The organism is Streptococcus sp. SC1 (assembly GCF_030272855.1).
Taxonomy (GTDB): Bacteria; Bacillota; Bacilli; order Lactobacillales; family Streptococcaceae; genus Streptococcus.
Genome location: NZ_JAQCMU010000001.1, coordinates 250,848 through 267,654 on the forward strand (window position 1 = coordinate 250,848; position 16,807 = coordinate 267,654).

General features: G+C 44.6%; 11 protein-coding genes. 10 read left to right on the plus strand and 1 reads right to left on the minus strand.

The genetic code is table 11. The features are described from left to right. The first annotated feature begins 27 nt into the window (after window positions 1-27). The 3 genes from PAN94_RS01330 to PAN94_RS01340 all read left to right on the plus strand — a co-directional run bounded on the left by PAN94_RS01330 (window position 28) and on the right by PAN94_RS01340 (window position 3,942). Window positions 28-234, plus strand: a complete 207-nt coding sequence (locus tag PAN94_RS01330) for a CsbD family protein (protein ID WP_005591616.1) — start codon at window positions 28-30, stop codon at window positions 232-234. 727 nt (window positions 235-961) lie between these two features. After that, on the plus strand, window positions 962-1,999 hold the full coding sequence (locus PAN94_RS01335) for an alcohol dehydrogenase catalytic domain-containing protein (RefSeq protein WP_285874317.1): 1,038 nt from the start codon (window positions 962-964) through the stop codon (window positions 1,997-1,999). 239 nt (window positions 2,000-2,238) lie between these two features. Next, a complete protein-coding gene (locus PAN94_RS01340; protein ID WP_285874318.1) occupies window positions 2,239-3,942 on the plus strand; it encodes an alpha-L-fucosidase in 1,704 nt (567 codons plus the stop codon). Window positions 3,943-4,137: 195 nt separating this feature from the next. Here the strand turns inward: PAN94_RS01340 and PAN94_RS01345 are convergent, their stop codons facing one another. After that, window positions 4,138-6,237, minus strand: a complete 2,100-nt coding sequence (locus tag PAN94_RS01345; protein WP_285874319.1) for a GH92 family glycosyl hydrolase — start codon at window positions 6,235-6,237, stop codon at window positions 4,138-4,140. 169 nt (window positions 6,238-6,406) lie between these two features. On the opposite strand from PAN94_RS01345, the gene PAN94_RS01350 reads away from it, so the two are divergent. The 7 genes from PAN94_RS01350 to PAN94_RS01380 all read left to right on the plus strand — a co-directional run bounded on the left by PAN94_RS01350 (window position 6,407) and on the right by PAN94_RS01380 (window position 16,805). Beyond that, window positions 6,407-7,696 (plus strand): glycoside hydrolase family 125 protein, encoded by a 1,290-nt coding sequence (locus PAN94_RS01350; RefSeq protein ID WP_285874320.1) that lies wholly within the window; start codon window positions 6,407-6,409, stop codon window positions 7,694-7,696. Between the two features lie 23 nt (window positions 7,697-7,719). Further along, window positions 7,720-10,359, plus strand: coding sequence for an alpha-mannosidase (locus PAN94_RS01355; protein ID WP_285874321.1), 2,640 nt, complete (start codon window positions 7,720-7,722; stop codon window positions 10,357-10,359). A 94-nt stretch (window positions 10,360-10,453) separates the two neighbouring features. After that, the gene (locus PAN94_RS01360) at window positions 10,454-11,332 is read left to right on the plus strand and encodes an ROK family protein (protein ID WP_285874322.1); all 879 of its coding nucleotides are present in this window, start codon (window positions 10,454-10,456) and stop codon (window positions 11,330-11,332) included. Further along, on the plus strand, window positions 11,317-13,200 hold the full coding sequence (locus tag PAN94_RS01365; protein ID WP_285874323.1) for a beta-N-acetylhexosaminidase: 1,884 nt from the start codon (window positions 11,317-11,319) through the stop codon (window positions 13,198-13,200). Before PAN94_RS01360 ends, PAN94_RS01365 begins: the two co-directional genes overlap by 16 nt. 167 nt (window positions 13,201-13,367) lie before the next feature. Continuing rightward, window positions 13,368-14,288: an ABC transporter permease gene (locus PAN94_RS01370; protein ID WP_045500458.1), complete on the plus strand. Its 921-nt coding sequence runs from the start codon at window positions 13,368-13,370 to the stop codon at window positions 14,286-14,288. Between the two features lie 12 nt (window positions 14,289-14,300). Continuing rightward, entirely contained in the window at window positions 14,301-15,233 is a 933-nt protein-coding gene (locus PAN94_RS01375) for a carbohydrate ABC transporter permease (protein ID WP_048766413.1), read from the plus strand. A gap of 90 nt (window positions 15,234-15,323) precedes the next feature. Continuing rightward, window positions 15,324-16,805 carry an ABC transporter substrate-binding protein gene (locus PAN94_RS01380; RefSeq protein WP_005591629.1) on the plus strand — a complete coding sequence of 494 codons (1,482 nt, stop codon included), beginning with the start codon at window positions 15,324-15,326 and terminating at the stop codon, window positions 16,803-16,805. The last annotated feature ends 2 nt before the right edge of the window (window positions 16,806-16,807 follow it).

The following is a 16,807-nucleotide window of genomic DNA, read 5'->3' on the forward strand; positions in this document are numbered from 1 at the left end:
CAAAAAGAAATAAAGGAGGACATAGTTATGTCAACAGAAGAAAAATTCAACCAAGCTAAAGGCGCTGTCAAAGAAGGTGTTGGGAAAGTAATCGGTGACGAAAAACTTGAAAAAGAAGGAGCAGCTGAAAAAGTTGTTTCTAAAGTCAAAGAAGTTGCTGAAGATGCAAAAGATGCAGTTGAAGGCGCTATTGAAGGTGTTAAAAACATGCTTCATAAAGACGACGAGAAATAAGGTTATGCTATATTATATATAGTACCTGATAGAAATCAACTACAGTCTAAAGGAGGCCTCATTTTAGGGTCTCCTTTACTTTTTTATGTTCATTCTTTTTAGTTAAATTTTTCCAAACTTCATAGTGTAAACGCTTGCAATCTTTTGTGGAGAGGAGTATAATATAAGTAAAGATAGGGAAAGGAAAAAATTAATTTCGCATTCGATTTGCTTTGCTGATATATTTATTTGTAACATATAAGTCGTTGCTTTACTGGACTATTGGTTAAATCATTGGGTAGGCCTGCTTAGCCTATCTGATTATGACAGTGGGATAGAAAGTAGAAGCTTTTAGATGGTTTTCAGTCTTCGAGATGTTAACCGATAGTTGCTTTGTGATCAATATTTCTAATGCTAAGATAAAAGAAAATCATTAGCGCTTAAAGGAATTAAAAATTTAATAATCAACAATTGTTGTTAGTCAGTTCCGAATGGAATAAACTGATTGCTCCCATATCAGCAAGGTGAATCAGACCTCTAGCCGAGTCACGCTAGAGGTCATTTTGATGGATTCAGCAGCTATTGCTGGAGTATGGCCTCAGCTAGTGAGGACTAAGAAAGCGGCTTTAAAAAGTGATGGGTAGGGCTTGCTGGGAAAGAAAATTGTCACGCAACTCTTTTACCTTCCTTTAGGCTAGGTCTCTGAAAAGTGATATAATATAGTTAGCAAAACACAAGGAGAAAAGCAATGAAATCAGCAGTTTATCTCAAGGCTGGTCAAGTTGGACTAGTAGAAATGGATCATCCGCAAATTCTAGACCCAGATGATGCCATTATCCGCATTGTTCGGACCTGTGTCTGCGGCTCTGACCTGTGGAGTTATCGAAATGAGCAGGTGAAGCCTGGGCGCATGAACAGTGGACACGAGGCGATCGGGATTGTCGAGGAAGTCGGTGGTGCAGTAACGACTGTGAAAGTAGGCGATTTTGTCATTGCTCCCTTTACTCATGGATGTGGGGATTGTGATGCCTGCCGAGCAGGATATGACGGGACTTGTGACCGGCATATTGGCAATAACTGGTCAGATGGGGTGCAAGCAGAATATATGCGCTTCAAGTATGCCAACTGGGCTTTGGTGAAAATTTCGGGTCAGCCGTCAGATTATTCAGAAGGGATGCTTAAGTCCTTCTTAGCGTTGGCTGATGTAATGCCGACAGGCTACCATGCGGCGCGTGTGGCAGATGTCAAACCAGGCGACAAGGTAGTCGTTATCGGTGATGGGGCTGTTGGACAATGCGCTGTTATCGCGGCTAAGATGCGGGGAGCTTCCCAAATCGTCCTCATGAGCCGTCACGAAGACCGGCAAAAGATGGCGCTTGAATCAGGAGCAACAGCGGTGGTTGCTGAACGTGGCGAAGAAGGCATTGCCAAGGTGCGCGAAATCCTTGGCGGCGGAGCTGACGCTGCGCTCGAATGTGTCGGAACAGAAGCAGCGGTTGACCAAGCGCTTGGTGTCCTTCACAACGGCGGCCGATTAGGCTTTGTTGGTGTTCCCCACTATAATAATCGTGCCCTTGGTTCCACTTTTGCACAAAACATCACAGTGGCGGGTGGCGCAGCCTCTGTCACAACCTACGACAAACAACTCTTATTGAAAGCAGTTCTTGATGGCGATATCAATCCAGGTCGCGTCTTTACTTCCAGCTATAATCTAGAAGAGATCGATCAAGCCTATAAAGATATGGATGAACGGAAGACCATTAAAGCCATGATTGTGATTGACTAAGGTTTGTCAAGATTATTATGTTAGGGGATGTTAAAGGCACTCAAAGGAATTTGAAATTCTGAGAGATCAGTAAAAGGATTTGCAAGGACTAGGTCAGGATTTTCAATCTTCCACAAATTATAGAAGAAAGAGTAGCTTTTTAGGAAGTCAAAAAGGAGGCGTTGTTAGCGTCCTCTTTTTTTGCTATAGTGGAGCTAGAGAAGAGATTGACTAGGAAGAAATGAGGAATAGCGAGACATATGAAAAAATTGGAAGAGATTGCGGATTTTGGTCCCTTGCCTTCGGCGGCTCAGTTGGCTTATCATCGAGATGAATTGGCAGCTTTTATCCATTTTGGCATCAATACCTTTTACGAGCAGGAATGGGGAAATGGTCAAGAAGATCCCAAGCGTTTCAATCCGACTAAACTGGATACAGACCAGTGGATCAGGGTTTTGAAAGAAACAGGCTTTAAACGGGTCATTGTCGTGGTCAAGCATCATGATGGCTTTGTTCTTTATCCGAGCCGCTATACAGACTATACGGTAGCTGCCAGTCCGTGGAGAGATGGCAAGGGGGACCTCTTGGCTGAGATTTCCCGCTCAGCTAGCCAGTATGATATGGATTTGGGGCTTTATCTGTCGCCTTGGGATGCCCACAGCCCGCTCTATCACGTAGATACTCAAGAAGCCTACAATGAATATTACCAGCAGCAATTAGAAGAAATCTTGAGCAATCCGCTTTATGGTAATAAAGGAAAATTTGTCGAAATCTGGATGGATGGGGCGCGTGGAGAAGGTGCGCAAAAGCTTACCTATGAGTTTGATGCTTGGTTTGAAACCATTCGTCGCTATCAAAAAGACGCTGTCATTTTCTCAACTGAGGCGACTGAATTGCGTTGGATTGGCAATGAAAGTGGTCGAGCTGGCGATCCCTTATGGCAGAAGATTCGACCGGAAAAGCTGAGTGAGCAGACACCGCCTGTCTATCTTTGCCATGGTGATCCAGAAGGAACGCACTATTCTGTCGGAGAAGCAGATGTTTCCCTGCGTTCGGGTTGGTTTTATCATGAAAGTCAGCAACCCAAGTCCTTGGTGGATTTGCTGGATATTTATCTGGCTTCGGTGGGGCGGGGGACACCGCTTTTGATCAATGTGCCTCCGACCAAGGAGGGCTTGTTGGCGGAAGTTGATGTCCAGCGCCTGCAGGAATTCCATCAGGTGATTTCTAGCCTTTACGATGAAGACTTGGCTGCGGAGGCTGAAGTCACAAGTAGCAGTGAAAGGATAGGCTATCCAGCAAGTAATCTGACGGATGGTCAAAGAGATAGCTTCTGGGCTCCGAATGCGGAGGAAACTTCCTATGTCTTGGAGATTGACCTCGGTCGCAGTTGCACTTTTAATTTGCTAGAAATCAGAGAACCGATCGCCAAAGGGCAACGGATCGCAGGTTTTATTCTAGAAGTGAAGAAAGAGGATGACTGGGCTGTCTTTGCCCGTGGTCATACGATTGGCTATAAGCGTCTACTTTTGGGCGAAATGGTCGAGGCTCGTTACTTGCGCTTGATCTTGACGGATTTCCAAGCCTTACCACTGTTGAGTAAGCTGGGCGTGTACAGGACACCAGCGATTATGGAGGAAGAGAAGAGGCCTTCTGGTTTGGAGTTCTCACAAGAGACGGATCTGGTAATTGGGGGGCAATTGACTCAGATTAGTCTGCGTCGTTTAGATGGACTGGAGCAGGCGGAGCAGATCCGACTGGTTACGGAGCCTGGCACAGGAACGCACGGAACGGCTTATGAGGATCAAATCTGGGATGTGAGCTTTGCTTCGGGCGAGAGCGACAAAGAGTTGACCTTATCAACCTTGGCTTTCACAGGTCAGCAAGAATTGAATTTTTACCTTTGTGCCAGCCGAGAGGATGGTCGTCAAAGCAGACTCAAGATTGAGGTCAAGGGGAGTTAGAAGAGAAAAGAGAGTGGGACAGAAATCGGTAATTCGTTAGAATTCGATTTCGTCGTCCCACCTCCGCACAGTTGAGTAGGGCTGTAAAAGCTGATAAAATCAGCGTAGCAGAGCCCACTCAACCACTGCGTTTTGCTCGATAATCCAAAGACAATTGAGAGGCTAGGACTTTTGTCCCAGCCTCTTTTGCTGTTTTTATGATTGTGTAGAAGATGAATTTGGCAGCCAAGACAGGTAGAAGTCCAACCTGTCAGAAGCCAGTAAGTCCTCATGGGAAATTCGTTGCTGGCTTCGTCCGTCTAATTCTGACTTTTTCACAAACTGGAAGTGGGGATAGTTATCATGGGCGTAAATATCAAGCCATTTTTGACTTTGTGGCAGATAGAGGCGCAGATGGTCAAAGAGAGGAATGCCTAAGTCATAGTGAGGCTTTCCAGGACAAGTCGGATAGAGCCCCAAGACGCTCCAGATATACCAAGCAGAAAGGCTTCCATTGTCCTCGTCACCAGGAAAAGCCTGCCAACTAGCCTGAAAAGCCTCTTCTCTCAAGCTTTTGATTAGGAGACTGGTGTATTCTGGCCTGCTACTATAGTGGAAAAGATAAGGGATATGGAAACTAGGCTGATTGGAAATGGCTAGCTGGCCAAAGTGGGCATTCGCCATCTCGCTCATTTCGTGAATCTCGTAGCCGTAGCCTGTGACATCAAAATAGGGCTGGTCCTGGCAGAGCCTAGTTAGGTAATCGGTAAAGGCTGGCTCACCGCCCATGAGCTCTTTCAAGCCTTCGATATCATGAAAGACGCTGAGCGTATTTTGAATAGCAGAGCATTCTGCGTAATCTCTTCCCCAGCTGTAAGGAGAGAAGTCGGCTCGAAATTGTCCTTGTCGGTCTTTGGCTCGCATATAGCCCGTTTCTGAGTCAAAAAGGTTTTGGTAATGGCGTGCCTGCTGGGCGTAGCGCTGGGCTACTTGCTCCTCTTGGAGTTTGCTGGCTAGGCTGGCAATGCAAAAGTCGCTATAACTATAGTCCAGCGTATGGCTGACGCTTTCATGATAATCTGTTGGCAGGTAGCCCAAGGTTTGGTAGTCGCTAGCCCCGTGTCGGCCGTAACGTTTGGAAGGATCTTCTTTCTCTGCTGTGTCCAGCATGGCTTGGAACAATTCCTGTTCTAGGTCAGGAATGAGATCTTTCGCAGCGGCATCCGCAATCACACCGTCAATCAAGGTTCCTGGCATCATGCCCCGTTCATCAGGAGCCAGCCACTTGGGTAGATAGCCCGTTTCTTTATAGAAATTCAGAAATCCTTGGAGAAAATCGTGATAGATGTCTGGTGCGATAAGAGCTAGGAGAGGAAAATTGGTACGAAAACCATCCCAAAATCCAATATTAGTAAAGAATTTACCAGGCTGGACAGTCTGATGGCTAAAGTCCCAATGAATTTCTTTTCCTTCAGGAGTGATTTCATAAAAGGTCTGAGGAAAGAGGAAAAGGCGGTAAAGAGTCTGGTCGAACATGCGGCGGTCAGCCTTACCCTGCTCCACAACATCAAATCGGTGGAGATAGCTTTCCCAGGCTTGCTTGGTCTGCTCTTTCACCGCATCAAAGTCAGCTTGGGGCAGATTCGTCATGGCTTGCTCTTCCGAGATAAAGGAAGTGGCTAGGGCGGATTGCAGCTTTCCTTGTTCAAAGTCTAGCACCAAGTCCTCTCCAAGTGCATGACTGGCCTGAATAGGCTGGTCAAAGCGCAGGCAAATATGAATGGTCAGAGGCTGCTTGGCCGGATTGGTTTCTTCTTTCAAACTGCCTAGAAGCGTGTAGGCGTCCAGCATCCGAAAATAAGTCTGAGCCTCACTGTGCAGGATAAGGCTGATAGGCTGGGTCCCTTGGCTTGTGAGGCGGAAGCAGGCTCCGTAAGTAGTCGGAGTCAGTTCCGTACTGACTTGATAACGGTTGGAGTGAACTTTCAAATAATGTGGCTGAAAAATGCTCTCGTCCGGTCGATAGGACGACTGACGGTGATAGATATCGGGCTTGCTTATCTTTTCGGTGACAGGCGTGAGCAGGAGCCAAGAGAAGTCCCCGATCCAAGGACTGGGCTGGTGGGTCAGACGAATACCTTGGAAGATGGGTAGGTCTGGTTTAAAGAACCAAGAGCCGTCTGTATGGCTGCTCTGAGGAACGAAATAATTCATGCCGAATGGTGCCCCTGTATAGGGCAGGGTATTGCCGTGGGAAAAGCTATGGGAATTGTCCGTTCCATAGCGGGTATCAATCGTTTCTAGTATTGTTTTCATGGAAAATCTCCTTCGATCCAGCTTGCTTTGTCTTGATTATAACATGAATCGAGAACCAGTGGCCAAGGCAAAAATATATGATCGAAAGGCCTTTAGTTTGTGTATATATTTTAAAAACTGTTTAGCCTATACTAGAGAATGTAAACGAGTATGAAAAAGGAGAAGGAATATGGTTTATTCTAAAGAAATTGTTGGGAAATGGTTGGAGTCTATCGCCCAGTTAGCACAAGATCATCCGACTTGGGTCTCTGTTTTTGAGCGTTGTTATACGGATACTTTGGACAACACGGTCGAAATCTTAGAAGATGGGTCTACTTTTGTCTTGACAGGCGATATTCCAGCTATGTGGCTACGGGATTCGACTGCTCAGCTCAAGCCCTACCTCTTTGTAGCTAAGCAAGATCCAAAAATTCGTCAAACGATTGCTGGCTTGGTTAAACGTCAGATGACGCTGATTCTCAAAGATCCTTATGCCAATGCCTTTAATATCGCTGACAACTGGAACGGTCACCATGAGACAGACCATACAGACTTGTCTGGTTGGATTTGGGAGCGCAAGTACGAAGTGGACTCTCTCTGCTATCCTCTGCAGCTGGCATATCTCTTGTGGAAAGAGACTGGAGAAACGAGCCATTTAGACGCTACCTTTGTTGCTGGCGTCAGAGAAATTCTACGAGTTTGGACGATCGAGCAGGACCACAGCCAGTCTTCTTATCGCTTCGTCCGTGATACGGATCGCAAGGAAGATACCTTAGTCAATGATGGCAAAGGACCTGATTTTGCAGTGACAGGCATGACTTGGTCGGCCTTCCGTCCAAGTGATGATGCTTGTATTTACAGCTATCTAGTGCCGTCTAATATGTTTTCAACGGTTGTCTTGGGCTATGTGGCAGAAATCTTTGAAAAATTGAACTTAGAGGGTGCTGAGGAGATCGTTCCGCATGCGCAGCGTCTGCAAAAGGAAATCAAGGAAGGAATTGAAAACTACGCCTACACCCAAAATGCCAAGGGCGAAAAGATTTACGCTTTTGAGGTAGACGGTTTGGGGAATGCCAGCATTATGGATGATCCGAATGTACCAAGCCTTTTGGCAGCGCCATATCTAGGCTTTTGCTCAATTGACGACGAAGTCTACCAAGCGACACGCCGCACCATTCTGAGCCCAGAAAATCCTTACTATTATGAGGGTAAATATGCTGCAGGACTTGGTAGCTCGCACACCTTCTACCGCTATATCTGGCCGATTGCCTTATCCATTCAAGGATTGACCACGCACGATAAGGAAGAAAAACGTCGAATTTTGGACTTGCTCGTGGCCTGCGATGGTGGCACAGGTGTCATGCACGAAAGTTTCCATGTGGACGACCCAACCAAGTATTCTCGTGAATGGTTCAGCTGGGCCAACATGATGTTCTGTGAACTGGTATTAGATTACTATGATTTAAAAATTGAGGTATAGAATTAACAAGTAGAGGAACAAAAATGGAAAATATTACTGTACATATCATTTCTCACAGCCACTGGGATCGCGAATGGTATCTCCCCTTTGAATCCCACCGTATGCAGCTGGTCGAGCTTTTTGACAATCTCTTTGATTTGTTTGAACATGATCCAGAATTCAAAAGCTTCCACCTAGACGGGCAAACCATTGTCTTGGATGATTATTTGGAAATCTGCCCGGGAAATCGCGACAAACTGCAGCGCTATATTGATGAAGGCAAGCTGAAAATCGGACCTTTCTATATCTTGCAGGATGATTATTTGATTTCTAGCGAAGCCAATGTCCGCAATACCTTGATTGGTCAGCAAGAGTGCAAGAAATGGGGCAAGTCCACTCAGATTGGTTATTTCCCAGATACTTTTGGAAATATGGGGCAGGCGCCTCAGCTCTTGCAGCAATCAGGCATTCATATAGCTGCTTTCGGCCGTGGGGTTAAGCCGATTGGTTTTGACAACCAAGTCTTAGAGGACGAGCAATTCACTTCTCAGTACTCTGAAATGTACTGGCAAGGTGCCGATGGCAGTAAAGTTCTAGGCATTCTCTTTGCCAACTGGTATAGCAATGGGAATGAAATCCCAGTAGATCCAGAAGAAGCGAGAGTTTTCTGGGAGCAGAAGCTGGCTGATGTGAAGAGCTATGCTTCTACCAATCAATGGCTGATGATGAACGGCTGTGACCACCAGCCAGTTCAGCGTGACCTCAGCCAAGCCATCCGAGTAGCCAATGAGCTTTATCCAGAAATCAACTTTGTGCACAGTTCTTTTGATGATTATATGCAAGCTGTGGAAGCGGCCCTGCCTGAGGAACTGTCAACAGTTCAAGGCGAATTGACCAGCCAAGAAACGGATGGTTGGTACACCTTGGCTAATACTTCTTCAGCCCGCATCTATCTGAAGCAGGCTTTCCAAGAAAACAGTAACTTGCTAGAGCAGGTGGTTGAGCCGCTGACTGTTATCACAGGCGGTCACAATCAGAAAGACCAGCTGACTTATGCTTGGAAGACCCTCTTGCAAAATGCTCCACACGATAGTATTTGTGGCTGCAGTGTTGACGAAGTTCACCGCGAAATGGAGATCCGCTTCGCCAAGGTCAATCAAGTGGGCGAATTTGTCAAAGGCAACCTGCTGGAAGAATGGAAGCAAAAGCTAGATAGCCGCCAAGCTGAGAGCGACCTACTCTTCACCGTTGTCAATACTGGACTCCATGACAAAATTGATACCGTTTCTGTGGATGTGACCTTTGCGACCTGTGATTTTAAGGAAGCACATCCGACAGAAGCCTATAGGAGAATGGCAGAATTGACAATTCCAGACTTGATTGTGAAGGATTTGGATGGTCGTTATGTTGAAGCCAAAATCGAAGATTTGGGAGCTCATTTCCAATATGATCTTCCAAAAGACCGCTTCCGTCAGGCTTATATCGCTCGTCAGTTACGCGTGACGTTGCCGGTTCATCTAGCACCTCTGGCTTGGAAAACTTTCCAATTGCTTCCTGGTGCAAAAGAAGAGCATGAAGGGCTCTACCGCAATGGCGTAATTGATACTCCATTTGTGACTATCAGCTTTGATGAAGACTTGACCGTCTACGATAAGACGACCCATGAAGCCTATGAGGACTTCCTCCGCTTTGAGGATCGGGGCGATATTGGAAATGAGTATATCTACTTCCAACCCAAAAATACAGAGCCAATCTATGCTAAACTGGCTGGCGTTAAGGTGTTAGAAAACAATGCCCGCTATACCAAGGTGGAATTAAGCCATGAATTGACCTTGCCAGTAAGTGCAGATGAACTGTTGGATCAAGAACAAAAGGGCATTGTTGAGTTTATGAAGCGCTCAGCAGGCCGTTCGTCGGAATTGACAACTATGATCTTGACAACTGAGTTGACAGTCTTTGCGGACAGCCCACAATTGCGCTTTAAGACTTGCTTTACCAATACTGCTAAGGATCACCGCATCCGCCTTCTTTTCAGAACTCACAACAGCAGTAAAACCAACGATTCAGACAGCATTTACGAAGTGGTTCGCCGCAACAATCAACCAGCTGCTTCATGGGAAAATCCAGAAAATCCACAGCACCAACAAGCCTTCGTCAGTCTTTATGATGACCAAAAAGCAGTCACAGTTGCTAATAAGGGTCTAAATGAATACGAGATTTTAGGTGATGACACGATTGCTGTAACGATTCTGCGAGCAACTGGTGAGCTGGGCGACTGGGGCTACTTCCCTACACCAGAAGCGCAGTGCTTGCGTGACTTCCAAGTCGAGTACACGGTGGAATGCCACCAGCCACAAGAGCGTTTTGCTGCTTACCGTCGGGCCAAAGCCTTCCAAACACCGTTGACAGCTCTGCAAATTTCCAAACAAGAAGGAAGTGTTGCAACGGTTGGACAAGCCTTGGATCACCCTGCTTTGAACCTAGCAGAAATCTGCCCGACAGCCTTTAAAGTGGCGGAAGACGAGTCAGGAAGCGTACTTCGCTACTACAATATGACCCAAGAGGAGCAAGAAGTGACAACTGGTTCCCAAACTCTAGTCAACCTTTTGGAAGAAGTGCTTCCAGAAAAGGATGGAATCTTAGGACCACAGGAAATTCGTACAGAGCTCTTGAAAAACGATTAAAAAGAGGAGGCTAGGGCAATGGACTAAATACTTGAACATTTAGTTCCTTGCCCTATTGCCTTTCAAGTTCTAGAAAACAGAGAAAGGAGAAAAAATGCTTATTGCAACAATTGACATAGGCGGTACAGGTATCAAGTTTGCGGCTATGTCCAAAGAAGGAGAGATACTGGAAAAGAAAGACATTGCTACGCCAGACAATTTAGATGACTTGCTGGCTTGGCTGGATTCTTGTCTTTCCAAGCGGGATTATCAAGGCGTTGCTATGAGTGTGCCTGGGGCAGTTGACCGAGAGACAGGAGTCATTGGTGGGATTAGCGCTGTTCCTTATATTCACGGTTTTTCTTGGTATGATAAGCTGGATTCTTATGGTTTGCCAGTCCGTCTAGAAAATGATGCCAACTGTGTTGGTTTGAGTGAACTTTTGGCCCATCCAGAGCTGGAAAATGCAGCCTGCGTGGTCATTGGCACTGGGATTGGTGGAGCTATGATTATCAATGGCAAGCTTCATCGTGGTCGCCACAGTTTGGGTGGGGAGTTTGGCTATATGACAACCCTAGCACCTGCTGAAAAACTCAATAACTGGTCGCAACTTGCCTCAACTGGCAACATGGTAGCTTACGTGGTCGAGAAATCAGGGCAGGCAGACTGGGATGGTCGCAAGATTTACCAAGAGGCTGCGGCAGGAAATGCTCTTTGCCAAGAAGCCATCGAGCGGATGAACCGCAATCTTGCACAAGGTTTGCTCAATATCCAGTATCTCATCGATCCAGATGTGATTAGTCTAGGCGGCTCCATCAGCCAAAATCCAGACTTCATCCAAGGTGTCCGCTCAGCGATTGCTTATTATGTTGAACGTTATGAAGAGTATTCGGTGGCACCAGAAATTTTAGCATGTACCTACAAGGGGGAGGCTAATCTTTATGGCGCTTTAGTAAACTGGTTACAGGAGGAAGGCCAATGGCCACATTTGTAGGATTATCAAGCAAGCAAGAAAAGGCTCTTGCTCGTTTAGGAAAATATTTGAACTTGGGCGAGATTGAAGTCAGTCTTGTTCCTAACTCAGCCGTATCAATCAAGGTGGAAGGCTGTCAGGGACGTTATCAAGTCAGCTATCATAAGCCTCATCAGCTCTATCGTGCTTTAGCCCTCTTATCTGCCGCTCTCAAAGCAGGGCAGGATGAGGTGGAGATTGAGGAAAGAGCGGCCTATGAGGACTTGGCCTATATGGCCGACTGCTCTCGCAATGCCGTCTTGAATCTGAACTCGGCTAAGAAAATGATTGAAGTCTTGGCCTTGATGGGGTATTCCACTTTTGAACTTTACATGGAAGATACCTATGAGATAGAAGACCAGCCCTATTTTGGCTATTTCAGAGGCCGCTACACTGTTGCAGAATTGCAAGAGATTGAGGCTTATGCCGCAGATTTCGATTTGACCTTTGTACCATGTATCCAGACCTTGGCCCACTTGTCAGCCTTTGTCAAATGGGGTGTCAAGGAAGTGCAGGAACTTCGAGATGTGGAGGATATCTTACTGATTGGGGAAGAAAAGGTCTACGACCTTATCGAAGGCATGTTTAAGACAATGTCCCAGCTTCGCACACGTAAGATAAATATCGGGATGGACGAAGCCCACTTGGTCGGTCTTGGACGTTATTTGATTCAGCATGGTTTCCAAAACCGCAGTCTCCTCATGTGCCAACACCTTGAACGCGTGCTGGATATCGCCGATAAGTACGGTTTCCACTGTCAAATGTGGAGCGACATGTTCTTCAAGCTCATGTCAGCAGATGGCCAGTATGACCGTGATGTGGAAATCCCAGAGGAAACTCGAGTTTATCTGGATCAACTCAAAGACCGTGTGACCTTGGTTTACTGGGATTACTATCAAGATAGCGAAGAAAAATACAACCGCAACTTCCAAAATCATCATAAAATCAGTCAAGACATTGCCTTTGCAGGCGGTGCTTGGAAGTGGATTGGCTTTACACCGCACAATCATTTCAGTCGCTTAGTGGCTATCGAAGCTAATAAAGCCTGCCGCCAAAATCATGTCAAGGAAGTGATTGTGACTGGCTGGGGGGATAATGGAGGAGAAACCTCACAATTCTCAATCCTGCCTGCTCTGCAGATTTGGGCAGAACTAGCCTACCGAAATGATTTAGATAAATTAGCCGAGCATTTCTTGGTGAGCACAGGCCGTGATGTTGATGATTTTATGAAAGTAGACTTGGCCAATCTATTGCCAGGCTTGCCAGAAAACCTCAGCGGTATCAATCCAAATCGTTATATCCTCTATCAAGATATTCTCTGTCCTTTGCTGGAACGCCATATCCGACCTGAAGAGGACGGCCAGCATTTTGAAGCTGCCGCTCAGTCCTTGCAAGAAGTCAGCCACAAAGCTGGTGAATATAGTTATCTCTTTGAGACTCAGGCTCAGTTGAATGCGCTCTTGGCCTTGAAAATTGCCGTCACATCTGGCATTCAAGAAGCCTATGGCGCAGGAGACAAGAATCGCTTGGCAGAACTAGCTGAAAAAGACTTGCCTTTGCTCTATCAAAAAGTGGAAGACTTTGTCGAGCAATTCAGTCGCCAATGGCAGCTAGAAAATAAAATTTTCGGACTGGATACCATTGATATCCGTTTTGGAGGCCTGCTCAAGCGGATCAAACGGGCGCAGGAACGCCTGCAGCAATATACGACTGGTCAGCTTGATTTTGTAGAAGAACTAGAGCAAGAAATCTTGCCTTTCAATGACTTTTATGGAGACAAGAACTTTGCAGCCACGACAGCCAACCAGTGGCATACCATCGCTACAGCATCAACGATTTACACAACGTAATTATTTTGTTTGATCAAAATTTTCATGTCCCTACTCTACTTTTTATCTGTATATTAGATAAATAATTTGTATAGTTTTTTCTATAATTAGGAGTTTAAATGAGAATAGAAAAAGGCATATAATAGAAACATGAAAACGATATCAAAACAATAGAAAGGGAGATTTGAATGAATAAGGTTATCAAAACACTGAAAGAAAACTTTATTTTCTTGCTCATGGTCTTACCAGGAGTTGTTTGGTTTGTTTTGTTCTTCTATATACCAGTTTTAGGAAACGTCGTTGCATTTAAGAATTTTAAACTAAGTGGTGAAGGATTCATCCATAGCCTTATGAGCAGTGAATGGGTGGGATTCAATAACTTCAAGTTCTTATTTAATTCCAAGGATGCCTATACGATTACACGAAATACCATTCTTTATAATGGTGGTTTCATCATTTTAGGATTGATTTTCTCTGTCGGAATTGCCATTATCTTTAGTGAACTTCGTTCGAAAAAGATGGTAAAGATTTATCAGACAACCATGCTGTTCCCGTATTTCCTTTCTTGGGTTATTATTAGTTTCTTCGTAGATGCTTTCTTGAACCCTGGCAAGGGCTTGCTGAACAATTTATTGCACAATCCGAATATCAACTTTTATACAGTGGTCTCCTTCTGGCCAGCCTTCATCCTTTTCATTGGTATCTGGAAGGGATTAGGCTACAGTAGTATTTTGTACTATGCGAGTATCATGGGTATTGATCCGACTTACTATGAGGCAGCAACGGTAGACGGTGCTACAAAATGGCAGCGTATCCGGAATATCACATTGCCATCTTTGGCTTCTCTTATCACAGTATTGACCATTCTAGCAGTCGGAAATATCTTCCGAGCGGACTTTGGCTTGTTCTATACTGTTCCGCATAATTCAGGATCACTCTTTAGCGTAACCAACGTCTTGGATACATATGTCTATCGTGGATTGACCGGTACAGGTGATATCGGGATGGCTTCAGCTGCGGGTCTCTATCAATCAGTTGTGGGCTGTATCCTCGTGATCGTCAGCAATCTGATTGTCCGCAGAATTGATAAAGAATCTGCTCTCTTTTAGAAGGAGGAACTTATGAAATCCCCAAAAATTCAAAAAGAAAAAGTCGATAATGTGGGAATTCACTCCTTTAGTAAAAAAGCCGATTTTTTCTTTAACATCTTGATTGCCATCTTCTCGCTTTCCTGTGTTCTGCCTTTCTTCTTTGTCATCATCATCTCGCTGACGGATGAAAGCAGTTTGGTTCATAATGGTTTTGCCTTTTGGCCGTCACAGTTCAGTCTAGCGGGCTATGAATTCTTATTTGGCTTGAAAGATCAGCTCTTACAGTCACTCTTTGTGACAGTAGTGATTACGGTAGTGGGCACTAGTTTGAATGTTTTCTTCACAACAACTTATGCCTACGCTATCTCACGTCGCAGTTTTAAATTCAAACGCTTCTTTACCTTGTTTGCAATGGCAAGTATGCTCTTCCAAGCAGGGATGATTCCAACTTACATCGTTATGACCAACTTGCTTGGTTTAGGAGATACAGTGTGGGCTTTGATTTTACCGCTACTGCTTAGTCCTTTCAATATCATTCTGATGAGAACTTTCTTCAAGAGAACGATCCCAGAAGCGATTATTGAATCCGCTAAGATTGATGGTGCCAGCGAGACTCGGATTTTCTTCCAAATCTGCTTGCCACTATCTCTTCCAGGTATCGCTACAATTACACTCTTCACTGCCCTTGCTTATTGGAACGATTGGTTTAATGCCCTGCTCTACATTCGCAGTGACAACTTAGTTCCCCTTCAATATTTGCTGATGAAGATTCAGCAAAATATGGACTACTTGTCTAAGAGTGCGGGAGCGAGTGCTCAGCTTGCAGGCTTGACAGGATCTCTACCTAAAGAGTCTGGTCGTATGGCTATGGTCGTAATTGCAACCTTGCCAATCGCTTGCGTCTATCCATTCTTCCAACGTTACTTTGTTAAGGGATTGACTATCGGAGGCGTCAAAGAATAGCTTGCCCCTTTAGTCTCAGAGTTTTTACTGGTAGCATTAAAAACTCACATTATTAAATTTGTATATAAAAAATTAAAAGGAGATTTTTCTATGAAAAATTGGAAAAAATATGCTCTAGCTTCTGCTAGCTTCTTGGCTTTCTCAGGCCTCCTAGCAGGCTGCGGTAGTCTTACTGGTAACAACCAAAAGTCATCTAAAACGGATGATGGTAAGACGGTTATCAAAATGTACCAAATCGGTGATAAACCAGATAATTTGGACAAATTGCTCGAAAATGCTAACAAGATTATCGGCAAAGAAATCGATGCTAAGTTGGATATCGAATACATCGGTTGGGGTGACTACGAACAAAAAATGAACGTTATCACTTCATCAGGTGAAAACTACGATATCGCCTTCGCTCAAAACTATGTCATCAATGCCCAAAAAGGTGCTTATGCTGACTTGACTGAGCTCTACAAAAAAGAAGGTAAAAAACTTTACGATTCTTTAGACCCAGCTTACATCAAAGGAAACACTGTAAACGGTAAAATCTATGCTGTTCCAGTTAATGCCAATGTGACTTCTTCACAAAACTTTGCCTTCAACGGACCACTTCTTGAAAAATATGGTATCAGCGATATTTCAAATATCCATTCTTACCAAGATTTGGAACCAGTTTTGAAAGCTGCTAAAGAAAAAGATCCAAAAGTTGTTCCTTTCGCTATCGGTAAGAACTTTATCCCATCTGATAACTTTGATTATCCTGTAACGAACGGACTTCCTTTCGTTATTGACTTGGAAGGCGATACAACTAAGATTGTAAACCGTTATGAAGTTCCTCGCTTCTTGGATAGCCTCAGAACCATCCATAAGTACTATCAAGCAGGCTATATTCCAAAAGATGTAGCAACTAGCGATACTGCTTATCAATTGTCTGAAGATTCTTGGTTCGTTCGCGAAGAAACAGTAGGACCTGCTGACTATGGTAATAGCTTGCTTTCTCGTGTAGCTAACCGTAAGATCGAAATCAGCCAACTGACTAAGAACTACAAGAAGAGCCAAACTACTCAAGTAGCGAACTTCGTTATCTCAAACAACTCTAAGAACAAAGAAAAATCCATGGAATTGTTGACTTTGCTTAACACAAATCCTGAATTGCTGAACGGCCTTGTATATGGTCCAGAAGGCGAAAACTGGGAAAAAGTTGAAGGTAAAGAAAACCGCGTTCGTACTTTGAAAGCCTACAATGGTAATACCCACATGTCTGGCTGGAACACAGGTAACAACTGGATTCTTTACATCAATGAAAACGTAACAGATCAACAAATCGAAGATTCTAAGAAGATTCTTGCAGAAGCACAAGAGTCACCTGCTCTTGGATTTAACTTCAATGTAGACCCAGTTAAAGCAGAAGTATCTAGCATTACAAATACAATGAAAGAATACGACACTGCTATCAACACTGGTACAGTTGATCCTGATGTTGAAATTCCTAAGATGATGGACAAACTGAAATCTGAAGGAGCATATGATAAAGTATTGAAAGAAATGCAAAAACAATACGACGAATTCCTTGCTTCTAAGAAATAAGC

Excerpts from the sequence above, each read along its gene's own strand:
- PAN94_RS01330 (WP_005591616.1), top strand. The coding sequence starts at position 28 with ATGTCAACAGAAGAAAAATTCAACCAAGCTAAAGGCGCTGTCAAAGAA.
- PAN94_RS01335 (WP_285874317.1), top strand. The coding sequence starts at position 962 with ATGAAATCAGCAGTTTATCTCAAGGCTGGTCAAGTTGGACTAGTAGAA.
- PAN94_RS01340 (WP_285874318.1), top strand. The coding sequence starts at position 2,239 with ATGAAAAAATTGGAAGAGATTGCGGATTTTGGTCCCTTGCCTTCGGCG.
- PAN94_RS01345 (WP_285874319.1), bottom strand. The coding sequence starts at position 6,237 with ATGAAAACAATACTAGAAACGATTGATACCCGCTATGGAACGGACAAT.
- PAN94_RS01350 (WP_285874320.1), top strand. The coding sequence starts at position 6,407 with ATGGTTTATTCTAAAGAAATTGTTGGGAAATGGTTGGAGTCTATCGCC.
- PAN94_RS01355 (WP_285874321.1), top strand. The coding sequence starts at position 7,720 with ATGGAAAATATTACTGTACATATCATTTCTCACAGCCACTGGGATCGC.
- PAN94_RS01360 (WP_285874322.1), top strand. The coding sequence starts at position 10,454 with ATGCTTATTGCAACAATTGACATAGGCGGTACAGGTATCAAGTTTGCG.
- PAN94_RS01365 (WP_285874323.1), top strand. The coding sequence starts at position 11,317 with ATGGCCACATTTGTAGGATTATCAAGCAAGCAAGAAAAGGCTCTTGCT.
- PAN94_RS01370 (WP_045500458.1), top strand. The coding sequence starts at position 13,368 with ATGAATAAGGTTATCAAAACACTGAAAGAAAACTTTATTTTCTTGCTC.
- PAN94_RS01375 (WP_048766413.1), top strand. The coding sequence starts at position 14,301 with ATGAAATCCCCAAAAATTCAAAAAGAAAAAGTCGATAATGTGGGAATT.
- PAN94_RS01380 (WP_005591629.1), top strand. The coding sequence starts at position 15,324 with ATGAAAAATTGGAAAAAATATGCTCTAGCTTCTGCTAGCTTCTTGGCT.